The organism is Thermobacillus xylanilyticus (genome assembly GCF_907165215.1).
Lineage (GTDB): Bacteria > Bacillota > Bacilli > Paenibacillales > Paenibacillaceae > Thermobacillus > Thermobacillus xylanilyticus.
This window is the reverse complement of sequence record NZ_CAJRAY010000070.1, coordinates 1-20,359: the sequence shown is the minus strand read 5'-3', so window position 1 is coordinate 20,359 and position 20,359 is coordinate 1. Positions and strand designations below refer to the sequence as shown.

Annotated in this window: 27 protein-coding genes; 4 read left to right on the top strand and 23 right to left on the bottom strand. The window is 63.9% G+C overall.

What is annotated here, in order from left to right; translation table 11 throughout:
• From xseA to KJQ12_RS13145, 17 genes are all read right to left on the bottom strand, one after another.
• The coding region (gene xseA, locus KJQ12_RS13225; protein ID WP_425315976.1) for an exodeoxyribonuclease VII large subunit at positions 1-964 on the bottom strand (964 nt) is incomplete at its 3' end.
• Between the two features lie 80 nt (positions 965-1,044).
• On the bottom strand, positions 1,045-1,902 hold the full coding sequence (gene folD, locus KJQ12_RS13220) for a bifunctional methylenetetrahydrofolate dehydrogenase/methenyltetrahydrofolate cyclohydrolase FolD (RefSeq protein WP_213485038.1): 858 nt from the start codon (positions 1,900-1,902) through the stop codon (positions 1,045-1,047).
• A gap of 15 nt (positions 1,903-1,917) precedes the next feature.
• Complete coding sequence (gene nusB / locus KJQ12_RS13215) at positions 1,918-2,376, bottom strand: transcription antitermination factor NusB (RefSeq protein ID WP_015254841.1); 459 nt, start codon at positions 2,374-2,376, stop codon at positions 1,918-1,920.
• Positions 2,377-2,511: 135 nt separating this feature from the next.
• The gene (locus KJQ12_RS13210; RefSeq protein ID WP_213485037.1) at positions 2,512-2,745 is read right to left on the bottom strand and encodes a DUF2273 domain-containing protein; all 234 of its coding nucleotides are present in this window, start codon (positions 2,743-2,745) and stop codon (positions 2,512-2,514) included.
• Positions 2,746-2,760: 15 nt separating this feature from the next.
• Entirely contained in the window at positions 2,761-3,318 is a 558-nt protein-coding gene (amaP, locus tag KJQ12_RS13205; RefSeq protein ID WP_015254843.1) for an alkaline shock response membrane anchor protein AmaP, read from the bottom strand.
• 78 nt (positions 3,319-3,396) lie between these two features.
• Positions 3,397-3,807, bottom strand: coding sequence for an Asp23/Gls24 family envelope stress response protein (locus tag KJQ12_RS13200; RefSeq protein ID WP_213485036.1), 411 nt, complete (start codon positions 3,805-3,807; stop codon positions 3,397-3,399).
• Between the two features lie 125 nt (positions 3,808-3,932).
• Entirely contained in the window at positions 3,933-5,300 is a 1,368-nt protein-coding gene (gene accC, locus KJQ12_RS13195; RefSeq protein WP_213485035.1) for an acetyl-CoA carboxylase biotin carboxylase subunit, read from the bottom strand.
• Between the two features lie 42 nt (positions 5,301-5,342).
• Positions 5,343-5,834: an acetyl-CoA carboxylase biotin carboxyl carrier protein gene (accB, locus tag KJQ12_RS13190; RefSeq protein WP_213485034.1), complete on the bottom strand. Its 492-nt coding sequence runs from the start codon at positions 5,832-5,834 to the stop codon at positions 5,343-5,345.
• 200 nt (positions 5,835-6,034) lie between these two features.
• Positions 6,035-6,637, bottom strand: a complete 603-nt coding sequence (locus KJQ12_RS13185) for a SpoIIIAH-like family protein (protein ID WP_015254847.1) — start codon at positions 6,635-6,637, stop codon at positions 6,035-6,037.
• 33 nt (positions 6,638-6,670) lie between these two features.
• Positions 6,671-7,306: a stage III sporulation protein AG gene (gene spoIIIAG, locus KJQ12_RS13180; RefSeq protein WP_015254848.1), complete on the bottom strand. Its 636-nt coding sequence runs from the start codon at positions 7,304-7,306 to the stop codon at positions 6,671-6,673.
• A 36-nt stretch (positions 7,307-7,342) separates the two neighbouring features.
• Positions 7,343-8,116, bottom strand: coding sequence for a stage III sporulation protein AF (locus tag KJQ12_RS13175; protein ID WP_213485033.1), 774 nt, complete (start codon positions 8,114-8,116; stop codon positions 7,343-7,345).
• Positions 8,117-8,150: 34 nt separating this feature from the next.
• Positions 8,151-9,407: a stage III sporulation protein AE gene (spoIIIAE, locus tag KJQ12_RS13170; RefSeq protein WP_015254850.1), complete on the bottom strand. Its 1,257-nt coding sequence runs from the start codon at positions 9,405-9,407 to the stop codon at positions 8,151-8,153.
• A 5-nt stretch (positions 9,408-9,412) separates the two neighbouring features.
• Entirely contained in the window at positions 9,413-9,808 is a 396-nt protein-coding gene (spoIIIAD, locus tag KJQ12_RS13165) for a stage III sporulation protein AD (RefSeq protein ID WP_041853870.1), read from the bottom strand.
• A 41-nt stretch (positions 9,809-9,849) separates the two neighbouring features.
• Positions 9,850-10,053 carry a stage III sporulation protein AC gene (gene spoIIIAC, locus KJQ12_RS13160; RefSeq protein ID WP_015254852.1) on the bottom strand — a complete coding sequence of 68 codons (204 nt, stop codon included), beginning with the start codon at positions 10,051-10,053 and terminating at the stop codon, positions 9,850-9,852.
• Positions 10,054-10,067: 14 nt separating this feature from the next.
• Positions 10,068-10,583 carry a stage III sporulation protein SpoIIIAB gene (spoIIIAB, locus tag KJQ12_RS13155; protein ID WP_015254853.1) on the bottom strand — a complete coding sequence of 172 codons (516 nt, stop codon included), beginning with the start codon at positions 10,581-10,583 and terminating at the stop codon, positions 10,068-10,070.
• Positions 10,577-11,572: a stage III sporulation protein AA gene (gene spoIIIAA, locus KJQ12_RS13150; protein WP_213485032.1), complete on the bottom strand. Its 996-nt coding sequence runs from the start codon at positions 11,570-11,572 to the stop codon at positions 10,577-10,579. Before spoIIIAA ends, spoIIIAB begins: the two co-directional genes overlap by 7 nt.
• Positions 11,573-11,677: 105 nt before the next feature.
• The gene (locus tag KJQ12_RS13145) at positions 11,678-11,944 is read right to left on the bottom strand and encodes a YqhV family protein (RefSeq protein WP_213485031.1); all 267 of its coding nucleotides are present in this window, start codon (positions 11,942-11,944) and stop codon (positions 11,678-11,680) included.
• A 158-nt stretch (positions 11,945-12,102) separates the two neighbouring features.
• Here KJQ12_RS13145 and comA point away from each other — a divergent pair, with 158 nt between their 5' ends.
• Positions 12,103-12,954, top strand: coding sequence for a phosphosulfolactate synthase (gene comA / locus KJQ12_RS13140; RefSeq protein ID WP_213485030.1), 852 nt, complete (start codon positions 12,103-12,105; stop codon positions 12,952-12,954).
• A 435-nt stretch (positions 12,955-13,389) separates the two neighbouring features.
• A complete protein-coding gene (locus KJQ12_RS13135; RefSeq protein ID WP_015254857.1) occupies positions 13,390-13,854 on the top strand; it encodes a DUF441 domain-containing protein in 465 nt (154 codons plus the stop codon).
• A gap of 121 nt (positions 13,855-13,975) precedes the next feature.
• Here KJQ12_RS13135 and KJQ12_RS13130 read toward each other — a convergent pair whose 3' ends face one another.
• The 5 genes from KJQ12_RS13130 to KJQ12_RS13110 form a co-directional block, all read right to left on the bottom strand.
• Positions 13,976-15,229, bottom strand: a complete 1,254-nt coding sequence (locus KJQ12_RS13130; protein ID WP_213485029.1) for an aspartate kinase — start codon at positions 15,227-15,229, stop codon at positions 13,976-13,978.
• A 145-nt stretch (positions 15,230-15,374) separates the two neighbouring features.
• Positions 15,375-15,932, bottom strand: coding sequence for an elongation factor P (gene efp, locus KJQ12_RS13125; RefSeq protein ID WP_015254859.1), 558 nt, complete (start codon positions 15,930-15,932; stop codon positions 15,375-15,377).
• Positions 15,933-15,990: 58 nt separating this feature from the next.
• Positions 15,991-17,067, bottom strand: coding sequence for a M24 family metallopeptidase (locus KJQ12_RS13120; protein ID WP_213485028.1), 1,077 nt, complete (start codon positions 17,065-17,067; stop codon positions 15,991-15,993).
• Positions 17,068-17,072: 5 nt separating this feature from the next.
• Positions 17,073-17,537: a type II 3-dehydroquinate dehydratase gene (gene aroQ, locus KJQ12_RS13115; RefSeq protein ID WP_213485027.1), complete on the bottom strand. Its 465-nt coding sequence runs from the start codon at positions 17,535-17,537 to the stop codon at positions 17,073-17,075.
• A gap of 183 nt (positions 17,538-17,720) precedes the next feature.
• Entirely contained in the window at positions 17,721-18,227 is a 507-nt protein-coding gene (locus tag KJQ12_RS13110; protein WP_213485026.1) for a YqhR family membrane protein, read from the bottom strand.
• A gap of 175 nt (positions 18,228-18,402) precedes the next feature.
• Here KJQ12_RS13110 and KJQ12_RS13105 point away from each other — a divergent pair, with 175 nt between their 5' ends.
• Together KJQ12_RS13105 and KJQ12_RS13100 are read left to right on the top strand one after the other, a co-directional pair.
• The gene (locus tag KJQ12_RS13105; RefSeq protein WP_213485025.1) at positions 18,403-19,386 is read left to right on the top strand and encodes a DUF1385 domain-containing protein; all 984 of its coding nucleotides are present in this window, start codon (positions 18,403-18,405) and stop codon (positions 19,384-19,386) included.
• A gap of 19 nt (positions 19,387-19,405) precedes the next feature.
• On the top strand, positions 19,406-19,699 hold the full coding sequence (locus KJQ12_RS13100; RefSeq protein ID WP_015254866.1) for a hypothetical protein: 294 nt from the start codon (positions 19,406-19,408) through the stop codon (positions 19,697-19,699).
• 66 nt (positions 19,700-19,765) lie between these two features.
• Here the strand turns inward: KJQ12_RS13100 and mntR are convergent, their stop codons facing one another.
• Positions 19,766-20,188 carry a transcriptional regulator MntR gene (mntR, locus tag KJQ12_RS13095; protein WP_015254867.1) on the bottom strand — a complete coding sequence of 141 codons (423 nt, stop codon included), beginning with the start codon at positions 20,186-20,188 and terminating at the stop codon, positions 19,766-19,768.
• Positions 20,189-20,359: the final 171 nt, after the last annotated feature.

Here is a 20,359-nt window from a genome sequence, read left to right as displayed (position 1 = left end):
GCTGCCGGCTCTGCTCGGCCCGGCGCCGCATCCGCTCGCGCAGCCGCTCGCTCGCCCGGTCGAGCCGCTCCGCGTGCGCGAGCAGGTAGCGGCGCGGATAGAGCAGCACCGGCGAGCGCCGGACGCGCGCGAGCCTTTGCCTGCGTGACTCGATGCAGGCCGACAGCGCGCCGCGCATGCGCCGCCTGAGATGCTCCAGCGTCTCCCGCAGCTCCGCGATGTGCGGCACCGCCAGCTCGGCCGCAGCCGTCGGCGTCGGGGCGCGCAGATCCGCCGCGAAATCGGCGATCGTGAAATCCGTCTCGTGCCCGACGGCGGAGATGACCGGGATGCGGGACGCCGCGATGGCGCGGGCGACGATCTCTTCGTTGAACGCCCACAGCTCCTCGAGCGAACCGCCACCGCGCCCGACGATCAGGACGTCCGCCTCGCCGATCCGGTTGAGCAGCTCGATCGCCCGCACAATCGACGGCGCCGCGCCCTGCCCCTGGACGAGCACCGGGACGAGCGTCACCGCCGCCTGCGGATACCGGCGGCCCAGCGTCGTCAGAATGTCGCGGATGGCGGCGCCGGTCGGGGACGTGACGACGCCGATCGTCCGGGGCACCCGCGGCAGCGGCCGCTTGCGCGCCGGATCGAACAGCCCCTCGGCCTCCAGCTTCTTCTTCAGCTGCTCGAAAGCCAGATACAGGGACCCGATCCCGTCCGGCTGCATCTGCGTCACATAAAATTGATAATTGCCGTCCCGCTCGTAGACCGAAACATTGCCGCGGGCGATCACCTTCGTCCCGTCGCGCGGCATGAAAGCGAGTTTCCGGTTATGGGCGGCGAACATGATGCACTTGATCCGGCTGCCCTCGTCCTTCAGCGTGAAATACATATGCCCGCTCGAATGGTGGGTGAAGTTCGAGATCTCCCCGCGCAGCCACACGTCGCCGAGCAGTTCGTCCGATTCCAGCTTCATCCGGATGTACCGGGTAATCTCCTGGATCGAAAAAATACGCGCCTCTCCCACAGGATCACTCCCCCGGTTCCCGCGGCCGATCAACCGATTCCGTGAATCCGCTTCGCCGCGGTCAGCGTGTTGCGGAGCAGCATCGTGATCGTCATCGGTCCGACGCCGCCCGGCACCGGCGTAATCCAGCCGGCGACTTCCGACGCGCTCTCGAAATCGACGTCCCCGGCCAGCTTGCCGTCCGGAAGCCGGTTGACGCCGACGTCGAGGACGACGGCGCCGGGTTTCACATACCGGGCGTCAATCGCCTTCGGCTTGCCGATCGCGACGACAAGGATGTCGGCTTGCCGTGCGATCTCCTCCAGATTCGCCGTGCGGGAATGGCAGATCGTCACCGTCGCGTGCTCGCGGAGCAGCAGCATGGCCGCCGGCTTGCCGACGATATTGCTGCGGCCGATGACGACCGCGTGCTTGCCGGCGATTTCAATGCCCGTCCGCTTGAGCAGTTCGATGCAGCCGGCCGGCGTGCAGGGAAGCAGACTGTCGTCGCCGATCATGAGATTTCCCGTGCTCACCGGATGGAACCCGTCAACGTCCTTGTCGACCCGGATCGCGTCGATGACGGCCTTCTCGTCGATATGCTTCGGCAGCGGAAGCTGCACGAGGATGCCGTGGATGGCCGGATCGCCGTTCAGCCGTTCGATCAGCGCAAGCAAATCGTCCTGCGGCGTCTCCGCCGGCAGCCGGTGCACCTCCGAATGAAACCCCATCGCCTGACACGCTTTCTCCTTGTTGCCGACGTACACCTTCGACGCCGGATCGTCGCCGACGAGGACAACCGCCAGCCCCGGCACGATGCCGCGCGCTTTGAGCGCCTCCGTCTCCGCGCGAATCTCCTCCCGAATCGCGCTTGCAATCTGCTTCCCGTCAATGATGGATGCCGCCATGCTCCCACTCCCTTTTCAAATTGGACGGTTCTGCTTCAATGTGTCGAGCTCGTCAAGGACCCGGCCAAGCACACCGTTGACGAACTTGCCCGAATCCTCGGTCCCGAAATGTTTCGCCAGCTCGATCGCCTCGTTCACCGCCGCCTTGGGCGGAACATCGTCCCGCCAGACGATCTCGTAGGCGGCCAGCCGCAGAATCTGCCGGTCGACGCGGGACAGCCTGTCCATCTGCCATCCGGTCAAATATTGCTGCAGCATTCCGTCGATCGCGGATCTTGCGCCGGTCACGCCTTCGACCAGCTCCAATGCCCGCGGCACCGCCTGCCGAAGAGCGGACCGCTCCGCGCCGAGCTCGCTGTCCTCCTGCGACGCTTCTTCCGCGATCATCGCAACCGCGTCCGCGGCGGTCACGTTGTTCATTTCCATCTGGTACAACGCCTGCACGGCGATCTCGCGCGCCAATCTTCGTCTCATACTGCCTCCCGATTGCTAACGGCCCGGCCTTGGAACCCGCGCCGAATCCTTGACTTTAACGAAAAAAACCTATGATCTCCTCCCTGCACCGAACGTAAGGCTGCCACCTCCGGCGCACGGAGGAAATCACAGGGTCTATCGGAACCAGCGCCACCTGTCGCCCAGCCATTCGGTCAGCCGATCCCAGGGAATCGCCGGTCCGGTCCGCTCGTCTTTCATTCTGCCTATGTAATACCCGATCCAAACGAGCAGCGCGAAAAACAGCATATCCCAGAAGCCCGCGATCAGATAAATGATGCCGAAAAACACGCCGGCCAGAACGCCGGCTGCCCGTCCCCCGTGCGTCGTCAGGAGATCCCTCCAGAACATGGCAGACTCCCCCTCTTATTCCACGCGGTTCTTGAACGTCTGGGTCCGCACGATGTTCGCGACAAAGACGGCAACATTCGCCACGGGAATTCCGGTAATTTCCTCAACGTAATCCTTGACGGACCGCTGGATTTCCTCCGACAGCGACGGAATGGGACTGTCGCCGTCCACGACGGCGCGGATCGAAATGTCGATGCCGGCGTCCGTGACCCGGATGCGCGCGCGCAAATCCTGTACGCCGCGCTGGCGGGATGCCGCCTTGAGCGCCAGATTCTCGACGGTCTCGAGCGAAATGCGGATGTCTCCGAAGTCGGTCCGCTGATCGATCGACGGCGCGGCGCCTCCCCCGCGGCGAAGCGCAATATAGAGGAAGCGAAGGCTGATCAGCAGCGAGACGGCGGAGACGATGATGACGGCCGTGCGGACGCCCCATCCGTCATACAGCGAGCGGACCGACGCGATCGCATCCGAACTTTCAATGATGCCGGAAGCGGCGCCGAGCGCGGCGAACGAAGCCGCGAGGATGATCAGACTGTAGATGAACAGAAGCAGCTTGTCCAATACTCTGGCCAATTCGTCATCTCTCCCCATAATTAAAATCCCCCCGACGGGCGGCATGCCGTCCACGAGGGGAAAACCCGTGTAAAGCCGTTACTTCACCCGGTGTGTCTCTTCATCCTCCGTCTTCTCGGCCGACTTGAAATGCACGTCATGGATGTGCACGTTCACCTCGACGACCGACAGGCCGGTCATCGTCTCGATCGACCGCTTCACGCTGCGCTGGATTTCGGAGGCGACTTCCGGAATCCGGTAACCGTATTCGACGACGATCGAGACATCGACTGCGGCTTCCTTCTGGCCGACTTCGACCTTGACGCCCTTCGCCAGATTCTTCCGGCCGAGCAGCTCGGCGATGCCGCCGGCGATGCCGCCGCTCATGCCCGCAACGCCGCTGACTTCCACCGTCGCGAGTCCCGCGATCACCCCGATGACCTCCGGCGCGATCTGGATCGTGCCGATCTCCGTGCGTTCGAATTCGGCAGCTTCCGCAATGCTTTCCATGCTGCACCTCCCGCTTCATGCTCTGACGCTTCCGGATATCCGGCACTGTGTATGCCGGATTTGCCGGAAACGTGTATTCAAGGGCTTATCCGCGTTTATTTCTATACTATAACATTCGGCGGGAATTATGACAAACCCGCTTCGTCCGCGAACAAATCGTGCTCTTCGAGGAACTTGATATCGAAGTCGCCGCGGACAAACACCGGATGGTTCAGCACCCTGAGATGGAACGGGATCGTCGTCTTGATGCCGTCGACCGCGAACTCGGCCAGCGCGCGCTTCATGCGCGCAATCGCCTCCTCGCGCGTCGGCGCCCAGACGATCAGCTTGGCGATCATCGAGTCATAGTGGGGCGAGATGACCAGCCCCGGATACGCGCTGCTGTCGACGCGCACGCCGATGCCGCCCGGCGGCAGATAGAACTGCAGCGTGCCCGGAGACGGCATGAAGCCCCGTTCCGGATCTTCCGCATTGATGCGGCATTCGATCGCCCATCCGTCGATCGAAAGATCCTCCTGCGTGAACGAGAGCGGATGACCTTCCGCGACGCGGATCATTTCGCGGATCAGGTCGACGCCCGTGATCATCTCCGTCACCGGATGCTCGACCTGGATGCGGGTGTTCATCTCCATGAAATAGAACTGCCCGTCCGGTCCGAGGAGAAACTCGAGCGTACCGGCCCCGACATAGCCGACCGCCTTCGCGGCGCGCACGGCCGCCTGGCCCATCCGCTCCCGGAGCTCCGGCGTCAGCACCGGGCACGGCGCTTCTTCGATCAGCTTCTGCCGGCGGCGCTGCACGGAGCAGTCGCGCTCGAACAGATGGACGACATTGCCGTATTTGTCGGCCATGACCTGGATCTCGACGTGCTTCATGCCCGTCAAATATTTCTCGATGTAGACGCCGCCGTTGCCGAACGCCTTCTCGGCCTCCTGGCGCGCGGTCTCGATCCCGGCGATCAGCGCTTCCTCGTCTTCCGCGATGCGGATGCCGCGGCCGCCGCCGCCGGCCGTCGCCTTGATGATGACCGGATAGCCGATCTCGCGGGCGATGCGGACCGCTTCGTCCACGTCGCTCACCAGCCCGTCGGAGCCGGGAATGACCGGCACATCCGCTTCCTTCATCGTCTGCTTCGCCGCCGATTTGTCGCCCATGCGGGCGATCGCTTCGGCCGGCGGGCCGATGAAGGTGATATTGCAGGACTCGACGATTTCCGCGAAATCCGCGTTCTCGGACAGGAAACCGTAGCCCGGATGGATTGCGTCGCACCCGGTCAGCGTCGCGACGCTCATGATGTTCGCGAAGTTCAGGTAGCTGTCCTTGAGCGGCGTCGGCCCGATGCAGTACGCTTCGTCCGCCAGCCGCACGTGGAGCGCGTCGCGGTCCGCCTCCGAATAGACGGCGACCGTGCCGATGCCGAGCTCGCGGCAGGCGCGAATGATCCGGACGGCGATCTCGCCGCGGTTGGCGATCAAAATTTTATCAAAGCTCAATCGTTGTTACCCCTTTCGACGATGCGTAAGCCGCCGCCGGCATCACTCCGGCTTCACGAGGAACAGCGGCTGTCCGTATTCGACCAGCTGCCCGTTCTCGACGAGCACCTCGACAATCTCGCCCCGCACTTCGGCTTCAAGCGGATTCATCAGCTTCATCGCCTCGAGGATGCAGACAACGGTCTTCTCCGTGACGCGGTCGCCCACATTGACGAACGGCGGCGCATCCGGCGAAGGCGCGCGATAGAACGTGCCGACCATCGGGGATACGATCTGGTGCAGATTGCCCGCCCGGTCCGTAGCTTTGGCCGGTTCGGCGGGTGCGGCGGCTTCGGGAGCCGGCGCGGAAACGGCGGCCGCTGGGGCAGCCGGTGTATGCGCAGGTACGGCTTGCGGCGCCGGAACATAGGCGACCTCGGCCTTGCCCGGCTTGCGGATGACCAGGCGCGAGCCTTCGTTTTCGACCTCCAGTTCCTGCACCGAAGTCGAATCGACCAGTTTGATCAATTCTTTGATCTCACTGAGTTTGAACATGAGCGCGTTTCACTCCTTAAGCGTCTGTACGCGGATGCGGCTGGCCGGTCCGCGCACCGGTTCCTTCACTGAACGTAAGTATTATAGCACAAACCTGAAGGAACTCGTACAATCTTTTTCCTGCCCTGCTATCCGTCCAAGAAAAAAGCCGGAGACGCGCTCCGGCGGCCGTCCGGCCACACCCCGGCGGGCATGCCCCGTCAGGGCACATATTGCACCGACACCCGGTCGGCCGACACATCCATCGTCTTCATGACGAGGTCGACGATGTCGACCGCATCCTTCGTCTCCAGCTTCTCGCTCTGGACGACGACCTTGTACCGGTCGTTCTCCTCCGTTACGACGACGTTCGGGAAGCGGGACTGCAGTTCCTCCTCGATGCCGGTCAATTTTTCCTCCTTCTCCTCCAGACGGCTGAGCTGCTCCATCGCCGCCGACGATTCGCCCGGGTCCAGGCTCGTGTCCGAGATGATGCCGTACAGCCGTTCCGCCTCTTCCGCAAGCGCTTCGGTGCGCGCGTATTGCAGTTTCGCAATGTAATCGCCGCCCGACGAGTCGATGCCCTGCGCTTCAAGCTGGCGGAGCACTTCGGCTTCCTCCTCCGTCAGACCGTCCGAACCGTCCGCCGCCCATTCGCTCCCCGGCTCCACCTCGTCGACGACGATGCCGTGATCGTCCGCCGCCGTATGCCGGCCGTCGGGCGAACCCGTGTCAAGATCTTCGGTGAACAAATAATAAGCCGACAGCACGACCATCAGGCTCAACATCGATACCAACCAAATCGTCTGCCTTCTCGTGTTCATGATTCCTTATCCTCCCCCGTGAATGCATGGTATTCAACCCGTCTTCCGCGGTACGACCGAGATGCGGCCGACCGGCACGCCGGTGCCTTTCTGCACGGCGTCCATGATCAGCGCGCGGACCGTCTTGTTCTCCGCGCCCTTGGCGACGACGAGGATGCCGCGAATTTTCGGCTGGATCCGCTTGACGACGACCGGCGTCTGATCGCCCGACACTTCGTAGAGGACGACCGAGCCGTCCTGCGTGATCTGCGTGATGTGCCGGGTTCCGCCCTGCCCGTCCGTCTCGTCGGTCTGCTGCCGCGTTATCCGGCCGTTCTTCTCGTACACGATCTCTTCCGTCGAATCCACGGTAACGAGCACATCGACCGTGCCGACGCCCACGATTTTCTCCAGCATCTCCTTGAGCCTCGCCTCAATCGGCTGCTCGATCGCTTCGAACGGCGATGCGGCCGCCGGCTCGCGGCTCAGGAATACCTCTTCGCCCTCCGGAGGCGGACCGGCTGCGCCTTCATTCGGCTCGACGCCGCGCAGCGAGATGAACGAATTGACGAGCAGAAGCGCCGCCCCCAGACCGCCGATGAGCAGCAGCCAGCGCAGCGATCGGACGCGTTTCTCCCCGTCCGGCCCTCCGCCGACAATCCGTTCAAGCCCATCCAGCCATTTCGCCACCCGGAATCCCTCCCGCTAAGCTTCCTGCCGGCCGCCTCAGGCCGGCATCCACACCGTTATCCGTTCCGGCTCCACCCCCCAACCTTGGTGAACGACCGCCTTGATGACGGCGGCCGCTTCGGCGGGCGCCGCCTTGAGCCCCTCCGGCGCCCGACCGGCCTCGCCGGTCTCGCCGGCCTCCGAACCGAATGCGGAGACGGCGCCTCCTGCGCCGATGCTGACGCGCACGGCGTCCACCGGATCGACGGGCTCGATCGGTCCGATCCGGATTTCTCCGCCGGTTCGATCCCCGTCTTCGCCGTCCGCTTCATCCGCGGCCGACCCCTTTTCTTCCGCCGCAGCCTGTTCCGTCTCACGCCCGGCCTCCAGCACGACCATGACCGACACGATCTCGGCACCGCCTGCGCCGTTTGCGATCTCGGCCTTGACTTCCCGCGCCTTCGGGCCGTTCAGCCGGTTCACCGCCTCGCGGATCGATGTCTCGAGCGCCTGCTCCGCAAGCCGGGCCGTCTGCCGATCCTGCCGGTCGCGCAGCGCATCGGCTTCGCGCCGGATCTCATCCAGTCCCGGCATCCGTGTCGACGCGCCCGCCGATTCGATCCATCCGGCAAAGCCCCGGTCGAGCAGCCGCTCCGGATCTTCCTGGAACAGTTTCAGCAGCGGGCCGAGCATCGCCGTCAGGACAATGAGGCCGAGCGCAAGCCTCGTGTACCGCTCGTACGCCTTGCCGGGCACGAGCAGGTCGACGATCGCGGCGAGGAGGAGGACGGCGAGAATCTGCTTCAGCCAATCGCTCAGCCATGCCATCATGCGGCATGCCTCCCCTCGGATTCAGCGCTCCGATTCACCGGATCATGAGCGCCGCGTTGCCCGCGGCCAGCATGATCGTGACGGCGAGGAAGAACATCATGCCGACCGCGGCCACGGCGGCGAACACGTACACCATCGTCTTGCCGATCGTCTCGAGGCAGGTCACGATCGGACTTGATCCGAGCGGCTGCAGCACGGCCGCCGACAGCCGGTAGATGACGGCCAGCGCGATGATCTTCACCGCCGGGAACAGGCACAGAAACAGCAGAATGACGACGCCCGCGATGCCGATCGCATTCTTGACGATGACCGAAGCGCTGAGCACGGTGTCGGCGGCGTCTGAGAACATCCGGCCGACGACCGGCACGAAGTTGCCGGTGATGAACTTGGCGGTGCGGAGCGCCACGCCGTCCGTGACCGATCCGGTCGCGCCCTGCACCGTGATGACGCCGAGAAAGACGGTGAACAGCGCGCCCAGGGTGCCGACGCCGATCGAGCGGAGCAGGTCCGCCAGCTGGGTCGCCTTGAACCGCTCCGACAGCGAGCTGGCGATGTGCAGCACCGCCGAGAAGAACAACAGCGGGAACACGACCGTGTGGATCAAGGCGCCGACCGCGTAGATCATGAACACGATGAGCGGATGCATCACCGTCACGGTGACGACATTGCCCATGGAAGCGAGCAGCGTGAGCAGCAGCGGCACCATCGCCATCATGAACTGGACCATCCCGCCGATCGCGTCCCTGGCGTAGCCGATCGCCGCATTGAAGCTGTTCGCCGCCAGCACGAGCAGCACCATGTAGGCGACGGCGTAGGCGGCCTTGCTGACCGCGCCGCGCTCGAACGCGGACTGGACGGTCTCGAGAATCATGCAGAAGACGGTCAGCAGCACGATCGTGCCGATCAGCCTCCCGCTGTAGATCACCTCATGCAGCAGATAGCGGATGATTCCGGTCAGCGCGGCGCCGATGTCGAGCTTTTTGCCGCCCGGCATGATGAGGTCCATGAAGCCCGGCACTTCGCGATCCGGAAAAAATCCGCCGTATTCGCGCATCAGTTCGGTCCAGTACGCTTCGATCGCGCCGGTGTCGATCGCCTCGAGCTGCTCCTCCGTCAGCCGGCGCGACAGTCCGCCGTCCGTCCGGTCCGCGTCCGTCTCCGCGCCGTCCCCGTAAGACGAAGACGGCAGGCTGGCGGGAGGCGGCTGGCCCGACGCCGCGGCTCCCGCCGGTTCCGCGCCGGCCGCAAGGAGGAGCCAGAGGACCGGCATCGCAAGCAGCAGCAGCCGCAAGCGCCTTACCCCCCTTCGGGCAGCATCCCGATGACCGTCTCGATGATGACGCCGATGATGGGGATGGCCAGGACGAGGATGAACACCCGTCCCGCGGCCTCGATCTTCGACGCCACGCTTTCCTGGCCTGCGTCCCGCACGATCTGGGCGCCGAATTCGGCGATATAGGCGATGCCGATGATCTTCAGCACCGTCTCGAGATAGATGCCCGGGATGCCCGAACGGTCGGCCAGCCGCTGCAGCATCGCGATGACCTCCTCGATCCTGCCCGCCAGCGCGAGAAAAACGTACAGTCCGGTGAACGCCGCGAGGAGGAAAGCGAACAGCGGTTTCTGCTCCCGGATGACCAGAATGAGCACCGCCGCAACCAGACCGAGCCCGACCAATTGGATGATGTCCACGCGCGTTCACCCGTCCCATGCGTCCTTGCCGGCTGCCGGAACTACTGAAAGAGAAAGATCGCCTTGATCTCCCGGAAAAGATCGTTCAGCAGCCGGACGACCATAAAAAGCACGACCACGAATCCGATCAGGGTTACCCAATGCGCCATGTCTTCCTTGCCCATCTGCTTGAGCACCGTATGAATCATCGCGATGATGATGCCGATGCCCGCGATCTGGAAAATGGCGCTGACGTCGATACTCATTGCCCGGCCTCCCGCTACAACATGAGAATGACGACAAGCAGCGCAGCCATGAAACCAAGGCTTCTCCACATCTTGCCGTAGCGGGCCTGCTCGTCCCGCGCACCGGCTTCTTCGGCCTGCAGCAGCGCGGCCGCCAGCCGCAGATGCCGAATCTGGTCCTCCCGGTCGCTGATGCCGAGCGCGTCGCCGAGCCGGATGACCGCCGACCGCTCCGGCTCGCGCATCGCGGTAAGGGACCAGCCTTCGTCGACCGCCGCGCGCAGCGCGTCGCGGACGGCGGCGCCGCCTTCGCGCAGCCGCTCCGCCGTGCGGCGGAAAAGCGCGGCGACCGGTCCCGCCGCGCCCGCCGCGGCGCGCTCGAGCGCTTCCGGCAGCGGCGTGTGGCCGAATCCGATCTCGGTCTCCAGCCGCTGCAACACGTGGAGCAGCTGGCGGATCTGCGCCGTGCGGTCCGCGTACCGGGCGGCCTGGCGGAAGCCGATCAGCGTGCCGGACAGCAGCACGAGAATGGCGCCGGCCAGCTTCAGCATGCTCCAGCGCCTCCCGCAAGCCCGGTCGGCTCGCGCGCCGCCGGAATCGGCCGCACAACGCGGAACGCGGTTGCGGCGCCCCGGCGCCGCAGCTCGACGACGGCCGCGAAGGTTCCCTCGTCGATGAGCCCGCGGATCGCCGTCCGGCCGCGCGCGTCTTGCAGATCGCTCGCATGCGCCGTCGCGATGACCGGCACGCCGGCGTGCGCCGCCTCGCGGATCGCTTCGGCGTCCTCCGGCCGCCCGATCTCATCGGCGGCCAGCAGTTCGGGCGACATCGAACGAAGCAGCATCATCATCCCCTCCGCCTTCGGACAGGCGTCCAGCACGTCGGTGCGCGGCCCGACGTCGAACACCGGCACGCCCCGGACGCACGCGGCGATCTCGGACCGCTCGTCGACGACGCCGACCTTGCGCGCCGGCCAGTCCCGCGCCTCCGGCATCGGCCAGCTGCCATAGCTGACGGACCGGATGATGTCGCGCAGCATCGTCGTCTTCCCTTGCTGCGGCGGCGCGACGATGAGCGTCGACATCAGGCTGCGGCGCGCGCGGTCGGCGATGTGCGGCAGGAGCCTTGCGGCGGCGCCGCGGACGTCGCGGGCGACGCGGATGTTGAACGCGCCGATGTCGCGCAGCCCCTTGACGGAGCCGCCTTCCAGCACCGTTCTTCCCGCCAGGCCGATCCGGTGGCCGCCGGGCACCGTGACATACCCGCGGCGCAGCTCTTCCTCCATCGCGTAGAGCGAATGGTTGGTAATCCGCTCGAGCAGGCGGGCGCACAGCTCCGCGGTCGGCCGGTAGCCGGCCGCCGGGTCGTCGGAGACCGTTCCGGCCGCCGTTACGAATGCGAAGCCTCCGGCATGGCCGATCTCGAGCGGCCTGCTCTGCCGGATGCGGATCTCTTCCAGCCCGCCCAGAACGGATGCGGGCAGGGAGCGGATCAGCGACGCCAGCTCCGCGGGCAGAAGATTCAGCAAGCCGTCGAGCATCTTACTCCCCCCTTGAGGGCCGCTTGCCGCTGCGGTACTTGTCTCATCTATATGCCGCCGGAATCGCGGATTATGCCAGGCAAGTCCGGAATGTCGGACGAGATGCTATTTTTTGAGAATGCCGATCAGGAGACAGGTGACGCCGGCCGTGATCCACACCAGCTTCGTCGGCGACAGCTTGTCCGCCAGGCCGGAGAGCCCGACCGCCGTCGTCGTCAGCAGGACGATCGGCCCGACAAACGCCAGCGACGAGTTGACGACGAGCGCCTTGTCCACCTGGTTGAGCCTGAGCATGAGCAGCGCGGCGAGCATCTCGATGCTGCCTGACAGGAGCCGGAGCGTCGCCATCGCCAGCACGAATTTGTTGATCATGTGGCCCACCTCCGTTGGACCGTGCCGTAAACGGCCGGTCCCTACACTGTATGCGGGCTCGTCCCGCCGCATGCCGGGCACCTGCCCGCGCGGGGATGCATATATTGCTCGCAAGATTGGCAATAGCCCATAACTTGAAAGGCAAGGAGAATCGGAGGATGAAACTTACCCCGCGAGGGGCGTGGTCCCCCCATCTGCTCGATCCGGTCGGCGAACGCTCGGGGCTCCGGGCCGACGTTGCGGACGGGCTCATCAACAGACGTTCGGGCGGCAAGACGATGGTGATCGACAAGGGCATCGGCTGGCACGCTTATTGCGACATGATCGATGCAGCCGGCGCCTACATCGACATCATCAAGTTTGCGTTCGGCACTTCCGTGCTCTACCCGACCGGTCTGCTGCTCCGGAAGATCGGATATGCCCGGCGGAACGGCATCACCGTCATGCCCGGCGGAACCCTGCTGGAGACGGCGGTCCGCCAGAACACCGTATCGGCGTTCTTCGACGCGGTCTGCGCCCTCGGCTTCGACGGCATCGAAGTATCGGAAGGCACGGTCGAGCTCGGCCGCAGGGAACGGACGGCGCTCATCCGCGAAGGCCGGGCCCGCGGGTTGACCGTTTTTGCGGAGTTCGGCAAAAAGGAGGCGGGTTCGTCGATCGATCCGTACGAGCTCCTGGTCACGGCCGAGGCCGACTGGGACGCGGGGGCTGCCCTGGTGACGATCGAAGCCCGGGAATCCGGCACGGTCGGCATGTTCGACGGCGACGGACGTCCGGATCCGGCCGTGTTCGAACAAATCGTCAAGTTGATCCCGGACACGGGTCGGCTCATGTGGGAAGCGCCGAGGAAGGAACAGCAGGTGTTTCTCATCCGCGCGGCCGGGCCGAATGTCCATCTCGGCAACATCGCGCCCGGGGATGTGCTGGCGCTGGAAGCGATGCGGAGGGGACTGCGGAACGATACGTTCATGATGCAGAGGGAACTGGCGGTCTGCGATTATGTCATCTGACCAGGTGCGATGCCCGCCGTGCTTGTGCCGGGATGGCCGGCTCCCCGGGGCCGTGCCGCCGGCCGTGCGCGGCCCCGGTCCGGGTCACGCGCCGGGACGCGGCGTTCGTCACCGTGCCCGGCGGGCTTTCGCGCTGTTACGGATGTGATGTGCTGATCCCGGGTATCGCGCCGTTCGGGTGCCGGATACGGCCAGCGGCTCGCCACTAAGCGCTGCGCGGGACGTTGGCCGGCCGAGTGCAGAGTGCCGGAGGCATGCCGATGCCGGCTTGGACATAGAATGGAACGAAGCCGCCGCAATCAGGCCGAAACGGCCGGTGCCATTCTTCCGGAAGACGCGTCCGTTTTGCGGCGATAGACAAGCCGTATGGCCAGCGTGAACCGTGCAAGGGTTGGGCCGTCGGAGAAAACCAGGCGGCTTCGGGAGAGAACGCCCGTGACCGGAGAAATCATCCTCGTCGCCCTGATCATCGTCGGCATCGTCGGCAGAAGTCCGATCATCTCGACGGCCGCCTGCATGCTGCTCATCATCAAGCTTGTCCATCTGGACCGTTACCTCCCGCTGCTCGAGCGGCGCGGGCTCGAACTCGGCCTATTGTGTCTCACGTTCAGCGTGCTCGTGCCGTTCGCGACGGGACGCATTCAATGGAAGGAGATTCTCGCCGCCTTCTCGTCCTGGCCGGGATGGCTCGCGCTGCTCGGCGGCGCCCTCGCCACCTATGTCAACGGCAAGGGGCTGGAGATGCTCCGGTTCGATCCGCAGCTCATCGTAGGCATGGTCATCGGCTCGATCCTCGGCATCGTCTTCCTGCGCGGCATCCCGGTCGGCCCGCTCATGGCGGCTGGCATTACCGTCATTTTGTACAAGCTGCTCACGTTCATCGCGGACAGGGTGACGTAATATAAGCGAAAAAGAAAAACCGCCCGCTTCGGAAAAGCGGACGGTTGGCCGGAATGCGGTGTATTTCACCTCAGCCCCGCCAGGCGGATGCGTCTGCCGCAGCCGGCTCGGCGGCTTTCGATCAGCGGCGAACCTGCGGGCCGCCGACAAACGCTTGCTCGTTCGTGTCCAGACCGTAGGCGGTGTGCAGCGCCCGGACGACATCGTTCAGCGGCTCCGCGTCGATGACGCAGGATACTTTGATCTCGGACGTGCTCACCATTTTGATGTTGACGCCGAGGCCGCTGATCGTCTGGAACATCTGCGCCGCGACGCCGGGATTCGAGACCATGCCCGCGCCGACGATCGACACCTTCACGAGGCCGCTCTCGCTCGTCGCTTCGCGGTAGGGCACCGCGCCCCGCACCTCTTCGATGACCTGCATCGCCGCGTCAACGACATCGCCGGAGACGGTGAACGAGAAATCGGCTTTGCCGTCCTGCACGCCGCTCTGCACGATAATGTCGACATCGATGCCGGCGTCGGCGAGGGCGCCGAACACTTTCGCCAGCACGCCCGGCACGTCCTCCACACCCATGATGCTGATGCGGGCAACATTTTTGTCATAGGCGATGCCGCGGACGACAATGCCTTGTTCCATCGCTGCTTCCTCCTTCACTTGCGTACCTTCGCGGTCCGTGAAGCTCGAGCGGACGACGAGCGTCACGTTGTACTGCTTCGCGTATTCGACGGCGCGCGGATGGAGCACCGCGGCGCCGAGATGGGCGAGCTCCAGCATTTCGTCGTAGGTGATGGCGTCCAGCTTGCGGGCGTTGCGGACAACCCGCGGGTCGGTCGAGTATACGCCGTCGACGTCCGTGTAGATCTCGCACAGATCGGCATTCAGGGCGGCGGCCAGCGCAACGGCCGTCGTGTCCGAGCCGCCGCGGCCGAGCGTCGTGATCTCGCCCGCTTCCGTCACGCCCTGGAAGCCGGCCACGATGACGATGCGGCCTTCCTTCAGTCCGGCATGGACCCGATCCGGCGCAATGTCAGCGATCTTCGCCCTGCCGTGAACGGGCTCCGTCGTGATGCCGGCCTGCCAGCCGGTCAGCGACATCGCTTCGCCGCCCATCGCCTGGATCGTCATGGCGAGCAAAGCGATCGACACTTGTTCCCCGGTCGTCAGCAGCATATCCATCTCGCGCGCCGGCGGGTTCGGATTAAGCTGCTTCGACAGGTCGATCAGGTCGTCCGTCGTATCCCCCATGGCCGACACGACGACGACGATGTCGTGCCCCTCACGCTGCCGCGCCAGGATGCGCCCGGCGACGTGCCGCATCCGATCCGGCGTGCCGACCGAGCTGCCGCCGAATTTCATTACGATCAACGACAATGCTGTCTCACTCCTATCCGAATCAATCACATACAGGTCAATATTATAGCATCAAGACAGATGTCCGGTATAGAAAATTTCACACCTTGCCGCGCGGCTGCATGAGAAAGCCGTCCGGCGTTCCGGACGGCCATGCTTCCGCACATCAGGCGCGGGAAATGTATTTGCCTTCGCGGGTGTCGATCAGGAGCACGTCGCCTTCGTTGATGAACAGCGGCACCTGAACGTTCAATCCGGTTTCCAGCTTCGCGTTCTTCGTCGCGCCCGTCGCCGTGTTGCCGCGGATGCCGGGCTCCGTCTCGACGACTTTGAGCTCGACGCTGTTCGGCAGGTTGATGCCGATGATTTCGCCCTGATAGCTGACGATGTGGACGTTCATGTTCTCTTTCAGGAAGTTGATCTCCCATTCAAGCTGCTTCTTGTCCAGCGTGAACTGGTCGAACGTCTCGTTGTCCATGAACGTGTATTCGTTGCCGGAGTTGTACAGGTATTGAACCTCGCGGTTTTCGATCTGCGCCCGGTTCACGTTCTCGCCCGCGCGGAACGTTTTCTCGACGATGTTGCCGTTGCGCAGATTTTTCAGTTTCGAACGGACGAACGCCGCGCCTTTGCCCGGTTTCACGTGCTGGAATTCGAGAACGGAGAAAATTTCACCGTCCACTTCAATCGTAAGACCGGTTCTGAAATCGTTGACTGAAATCACTTTTTCTCTTCCTCCCTGCATCATTGGAGCCGGCGCTGCCGGCCCGCCTTGCCTTGGCCTACCCCGTCGCGAAGAACGATTTCGGGGATGAAGTTAACACGCGGATCCCGGTATCCGTGACGACGACGTCGTCTTCGATCCGTACGCCGCCGAATCCCGGTATGTAGATGCCGGGCTCGACGGTCACGACCATGCCGGGCACAAGCACCGCATCGCTGCGCTGCGACAGCCTGGGCGCCTCATGGATCTCCAGACCGATGCCGTGACCCGTGCCGTGTCCGAAAAACTCACCATAACCATACCTTGCGATGATGTCCCTCGTCAAGGCGTCCGCCTCTCGCCCCGTCATGCCGGGCTTCAAGTTCGCCAGGGCATGTTCCTGCGCCTCGAGCACGATGGCGTAAATCTCCCGATGGCGGTCGGTCGGCTCGCCGACGACGATCGTGCGCGTCAGATCGGAGCAGTAACCCTGATAGTACGCGCCGAAATCGAACGTCACGAACTCGCCCGGCTGCAGCTTGCGGCCGCTCGCGACGCCGTGCGGCATCGCCGACCGCTCGCCGGATGCGACGATCGTGTCGAATGACGGACCGGCCGCGCCGTTCTTGCGCATGAACGACTCGAGTTCGGCCGCAAGATCCAGTTCCGTCACGCCAGGACGGACGAAATGGAGAATATGCGCGTATGCCGCGTCCGCGAGCTTGGCCGCCTCCTGGATGACGGCGATCTCGTCCGCATCCTTCTTCACCCGGAGTCTCTCGGCCATTCCGTCGACGGGCACAAGCTCCACGGGCGAGAGCGCCTTCGACCAAGCGGACCAGTCGGTGTACGACACATGCCGCTCCTCGAAGCCGAGCTTCTTCACGCCCGCTTCGGCGAGCAGCGCCCCCACGGTGTCCATCATGTCCGGCGCATGCTCCACGACCGTATAGTCCGGCGCCTGCGCCGGAGCTTGCGTCATGTATCGGAAGTCCGTCAGCAGGTATTGGCCGCGGGGCGTGAACAGCAACGCGCCCGCCGTGCCCGTGAAGCCGCTCAGGTAACGGCGGTTGACATCTGAAGAAACAAGCATCGCCTCAAGGCCGGCCGCCTCGAGTTCGGCGCGAAGCGCCTGAATCCGGCTCTCCGTCTTCATTAACGTCACGCTCCCTTGCCGTCCGATCCGGCCCGCGCTTCGATCGCCCGGGCCAGCGCCGTCAGCCCGAGCTCGTAGCCGAGGGCGCCGAAACCGGCGATCTGGCCGACGGCGATCGGCGCGATCACCGACACATGCCGGAACGGTTCGCGCTTGTGAATGTTCGACAGATGCACTTCCACCACCGGCAGCGCGACGGCGCTGAGCGCGTCGCGCAGCGCATAGCTGTAGTGGGTCAGCGCACCGGGATTGATCAGGATGCCGTCCACCCGGCCGAACGCCTCATGGATGCGGTCGATCAGGGCGCCTTCGTGGTTCGACTGGAAGCATTCGATCTCGACGCCGAGCCTTCCCGCGGCCTCGCGCAGCGACGCTTCGATCGACTCCAGCGTAACCGTTCCGTATATGCCGGGTTCCCTGACGCCGAGCATGTTCAGGTTCGGTCCGTTCAGCACCAGCACTTTGGGCATGTTGCACCTCTCGCTTACAGATACGCACAGATACATGATATTTTATCACAGTTTGGATACTTTTGAGAAGCGGTCTGCATCGCCGGCAACGCCGGGCACGGCGCGAAGGCCCGGGCGGCTTGCCCGGGCCTTCGGCCGGCCTGTGCGATGGGAAGCCCGGGCCGAGCGCCCGGGCTTCCCGGTTCACCCCGCTTTCGCGGGTTCGCCTTGCGCCGAATCATGAAACTCGAACGCGATCGAATAGCCGATGAACAAACCCCACAGCATATGGATGCTCCACTCCGTCCAGATCGTGGCCCAGCCGATCCGGTTCAGCGGCTCCATCATCCCGGACATCGGCCCGATCGCCGCAAATATGGCGGCCCACCAGGCCGTGCCGTAGAGGATGCCCGCCCACGGTCCGCGGAAGCGGATGAACGCCGCCCGATACAGAAGCGCCGCGACGATGGAGAACAGGATGAACGACGCGATGCCCGCCGCGTGTCCGATCGGCGAAACCAGGAATTTCCGCAGAAAGAACGGTTCAATCCAATACCCCGCATGCACGGACGTGAACTTGAGCAGCTCGCACAGCCAGTGGATCAGCCCCCAGATCAGCCCGGCATAAAAGCCGATCGAGGCCGCGTGCGCCCATGAGTTCGTCCCGCCTTCCCGCCTGCGGCTGCGGGCTTCGTGCCAGATGCCGGACATGGGCGGAACCTCCTTTCCCGCATTCAAACTGTCTGCGATTGCTAGTATGCCTTGCCGCGAAAACCGCCATTCTCCCGCAAGGCTCGCCGCAGCCGTTGGCAATCGCCGCCCGAATCAAGTACAATGATTTTGCACGCCATTTTCGAACCGGCAATTAAGAAAGGTGGAACGCGCTTTGCCTCAGACTAAACCCGCCCTGTACGGCGGCCAGGCCGTTATCGAAGGCGTCATGTTCTCCGGAAAGCATGTGAATGTGACGGCGGTCCGCCGGAAAAACGATGAAATCGTATTCTATGAAATGCCGAAAACGACGAAACCGTGGGTGAAGACGCTGCTCAAAGTCCCGTTTGTCCGGGGCATCGTCGGGCTGATCGATTCGAGCGCCAAGGGTTCGCAGCATCTCAACTTTTCGATCGAGCAGTATGCGGAAGACGAAGCCGGCGCGGACGGCAAGGACACCGCGGAGAAGGACAAGAAGGAAGACGGCGGCTCGTTCTGGAGTCTGTCGATGATATTCGGCGTCGCCGTCGCGGGCGTCATTTCGTTCGTGCTCGGCAAGCTTGCCTTCACCGTCGTGCCCGCGGCCGTGGAGGAGCTGCTCTTCGGCAAATCGTTTGACAATATCGTGCTGCACAATCTGATCGAAGGCTTGATCAAGATCATCTTCCTGCTCGGCTATCTGTACGCGATCTCGTTCACACCGCTCATCAAACGGCTGTTCCAGTATCACGGCGCGGAGCACAAGGTGATCAGCTGCTACGAAGCCGGAGAGGAACTGACCGTGCAGAACGTGCAGAAATATACGCGCCTGCACTACCGGTGCGGCAGCAGCTTCATCGTGCTGTCGGTCATCGTCGGCGTCATTCTCTATTCCATGCCGTTCTTCGAATGGAACAGCATCTGGGAAAGAATCTACATCCGCATTCTGTTGCTGCCCGTCGTGCTCGGCGTATCCTACGAGGTGCTGCGGCTGACGAACGCGGTGCGCGACATTCCCGTGCTCCGCTATCTCGGTTATCCCGGGTTGTGGCTGCAGCTGCTGACGACGAAGGAACCGACGGACGATCAGGTCGCGGTCTCGATTGCATCGTTCAACCGGATGCGCGAGCTTGACGCCCAGATCTCGGAACAGCCGGGACAAGCTGCTGTCAATGCGTGAAGTTGAAGGGGGAACGCCCATGCGCAGGAGACTCACCCCGGTGTCGGCCATCCTGCTGACGCTTGCCGCGATCGGCCTCGTCGCAATGCTGATTGACAGGCCGATCGATCTCATCATCCCCGCCGTCGTCTTCGGCATCGTGTTCCTGCTTTACAAGTTTCCGCCAGGCCGCAGCCGGCGGGAGTACCGGCCGCCGCGGCCGTCCGCGCGCGAACGGCGGAAGACCGGCGCCGCGTCCCGGCGCAAATCCGCGCCGTTCAAGGTGATCGAAGGCGGCCGGGACGATGACGAGGACAGGCCGAGATACCACTGAAGCTGCCGAATGCGCAAAGCGACCCGCTGACGATGGATCGTCGGCGGGTCGCTTTGTCGCATGCGGTCATTCGTTTTCCAGTTCACGCCTTACGGCGGCCAGCTCTTCCAGCCGCTTCGGATCGCGCTTGAAATATTCGACGAGCGTCTCGATGCAGGTGATCGAGTCCCAGCTCAGGTGATGTTCAATGCCTTCCACGTCCTGGTAGATGTTCTCTTCCCGGACGCCGATCAGCTCCAGAAACGTCTCGAGCAGCTTGTGCCGGTCGACGAGCCGCTTGCCGATCCGCTTGCCTTTGGCCGTCAGGACGAGACCGCGATATTTCTCGTACACCAGATAATCGTCCTTGTCGAGTTTCTGGATCATCTTCGTGACAGACGACGGGTGGACGTCTAGACCTTCCGCGATGTCGGAAACGCGGGCGTAGCCTTTCTCGTCGATCAGTCGATAGATGCGCTCCAGATAATCTTCCATGCTCGGCGTGGCCATCGGCAACCTCCTTGATTCCCCGTCGCACTCGCCCGCGGCTTAAGCTGACGGTATTGGACGAATAATCATTGTACCATATCGCACCGGGATGCGCCACCGTCCGTCATTCGCCTGTGTCGTTGTTCTGTGATAATGTCACGGTATAACTGTTCTGAGATAATGTCACTATGG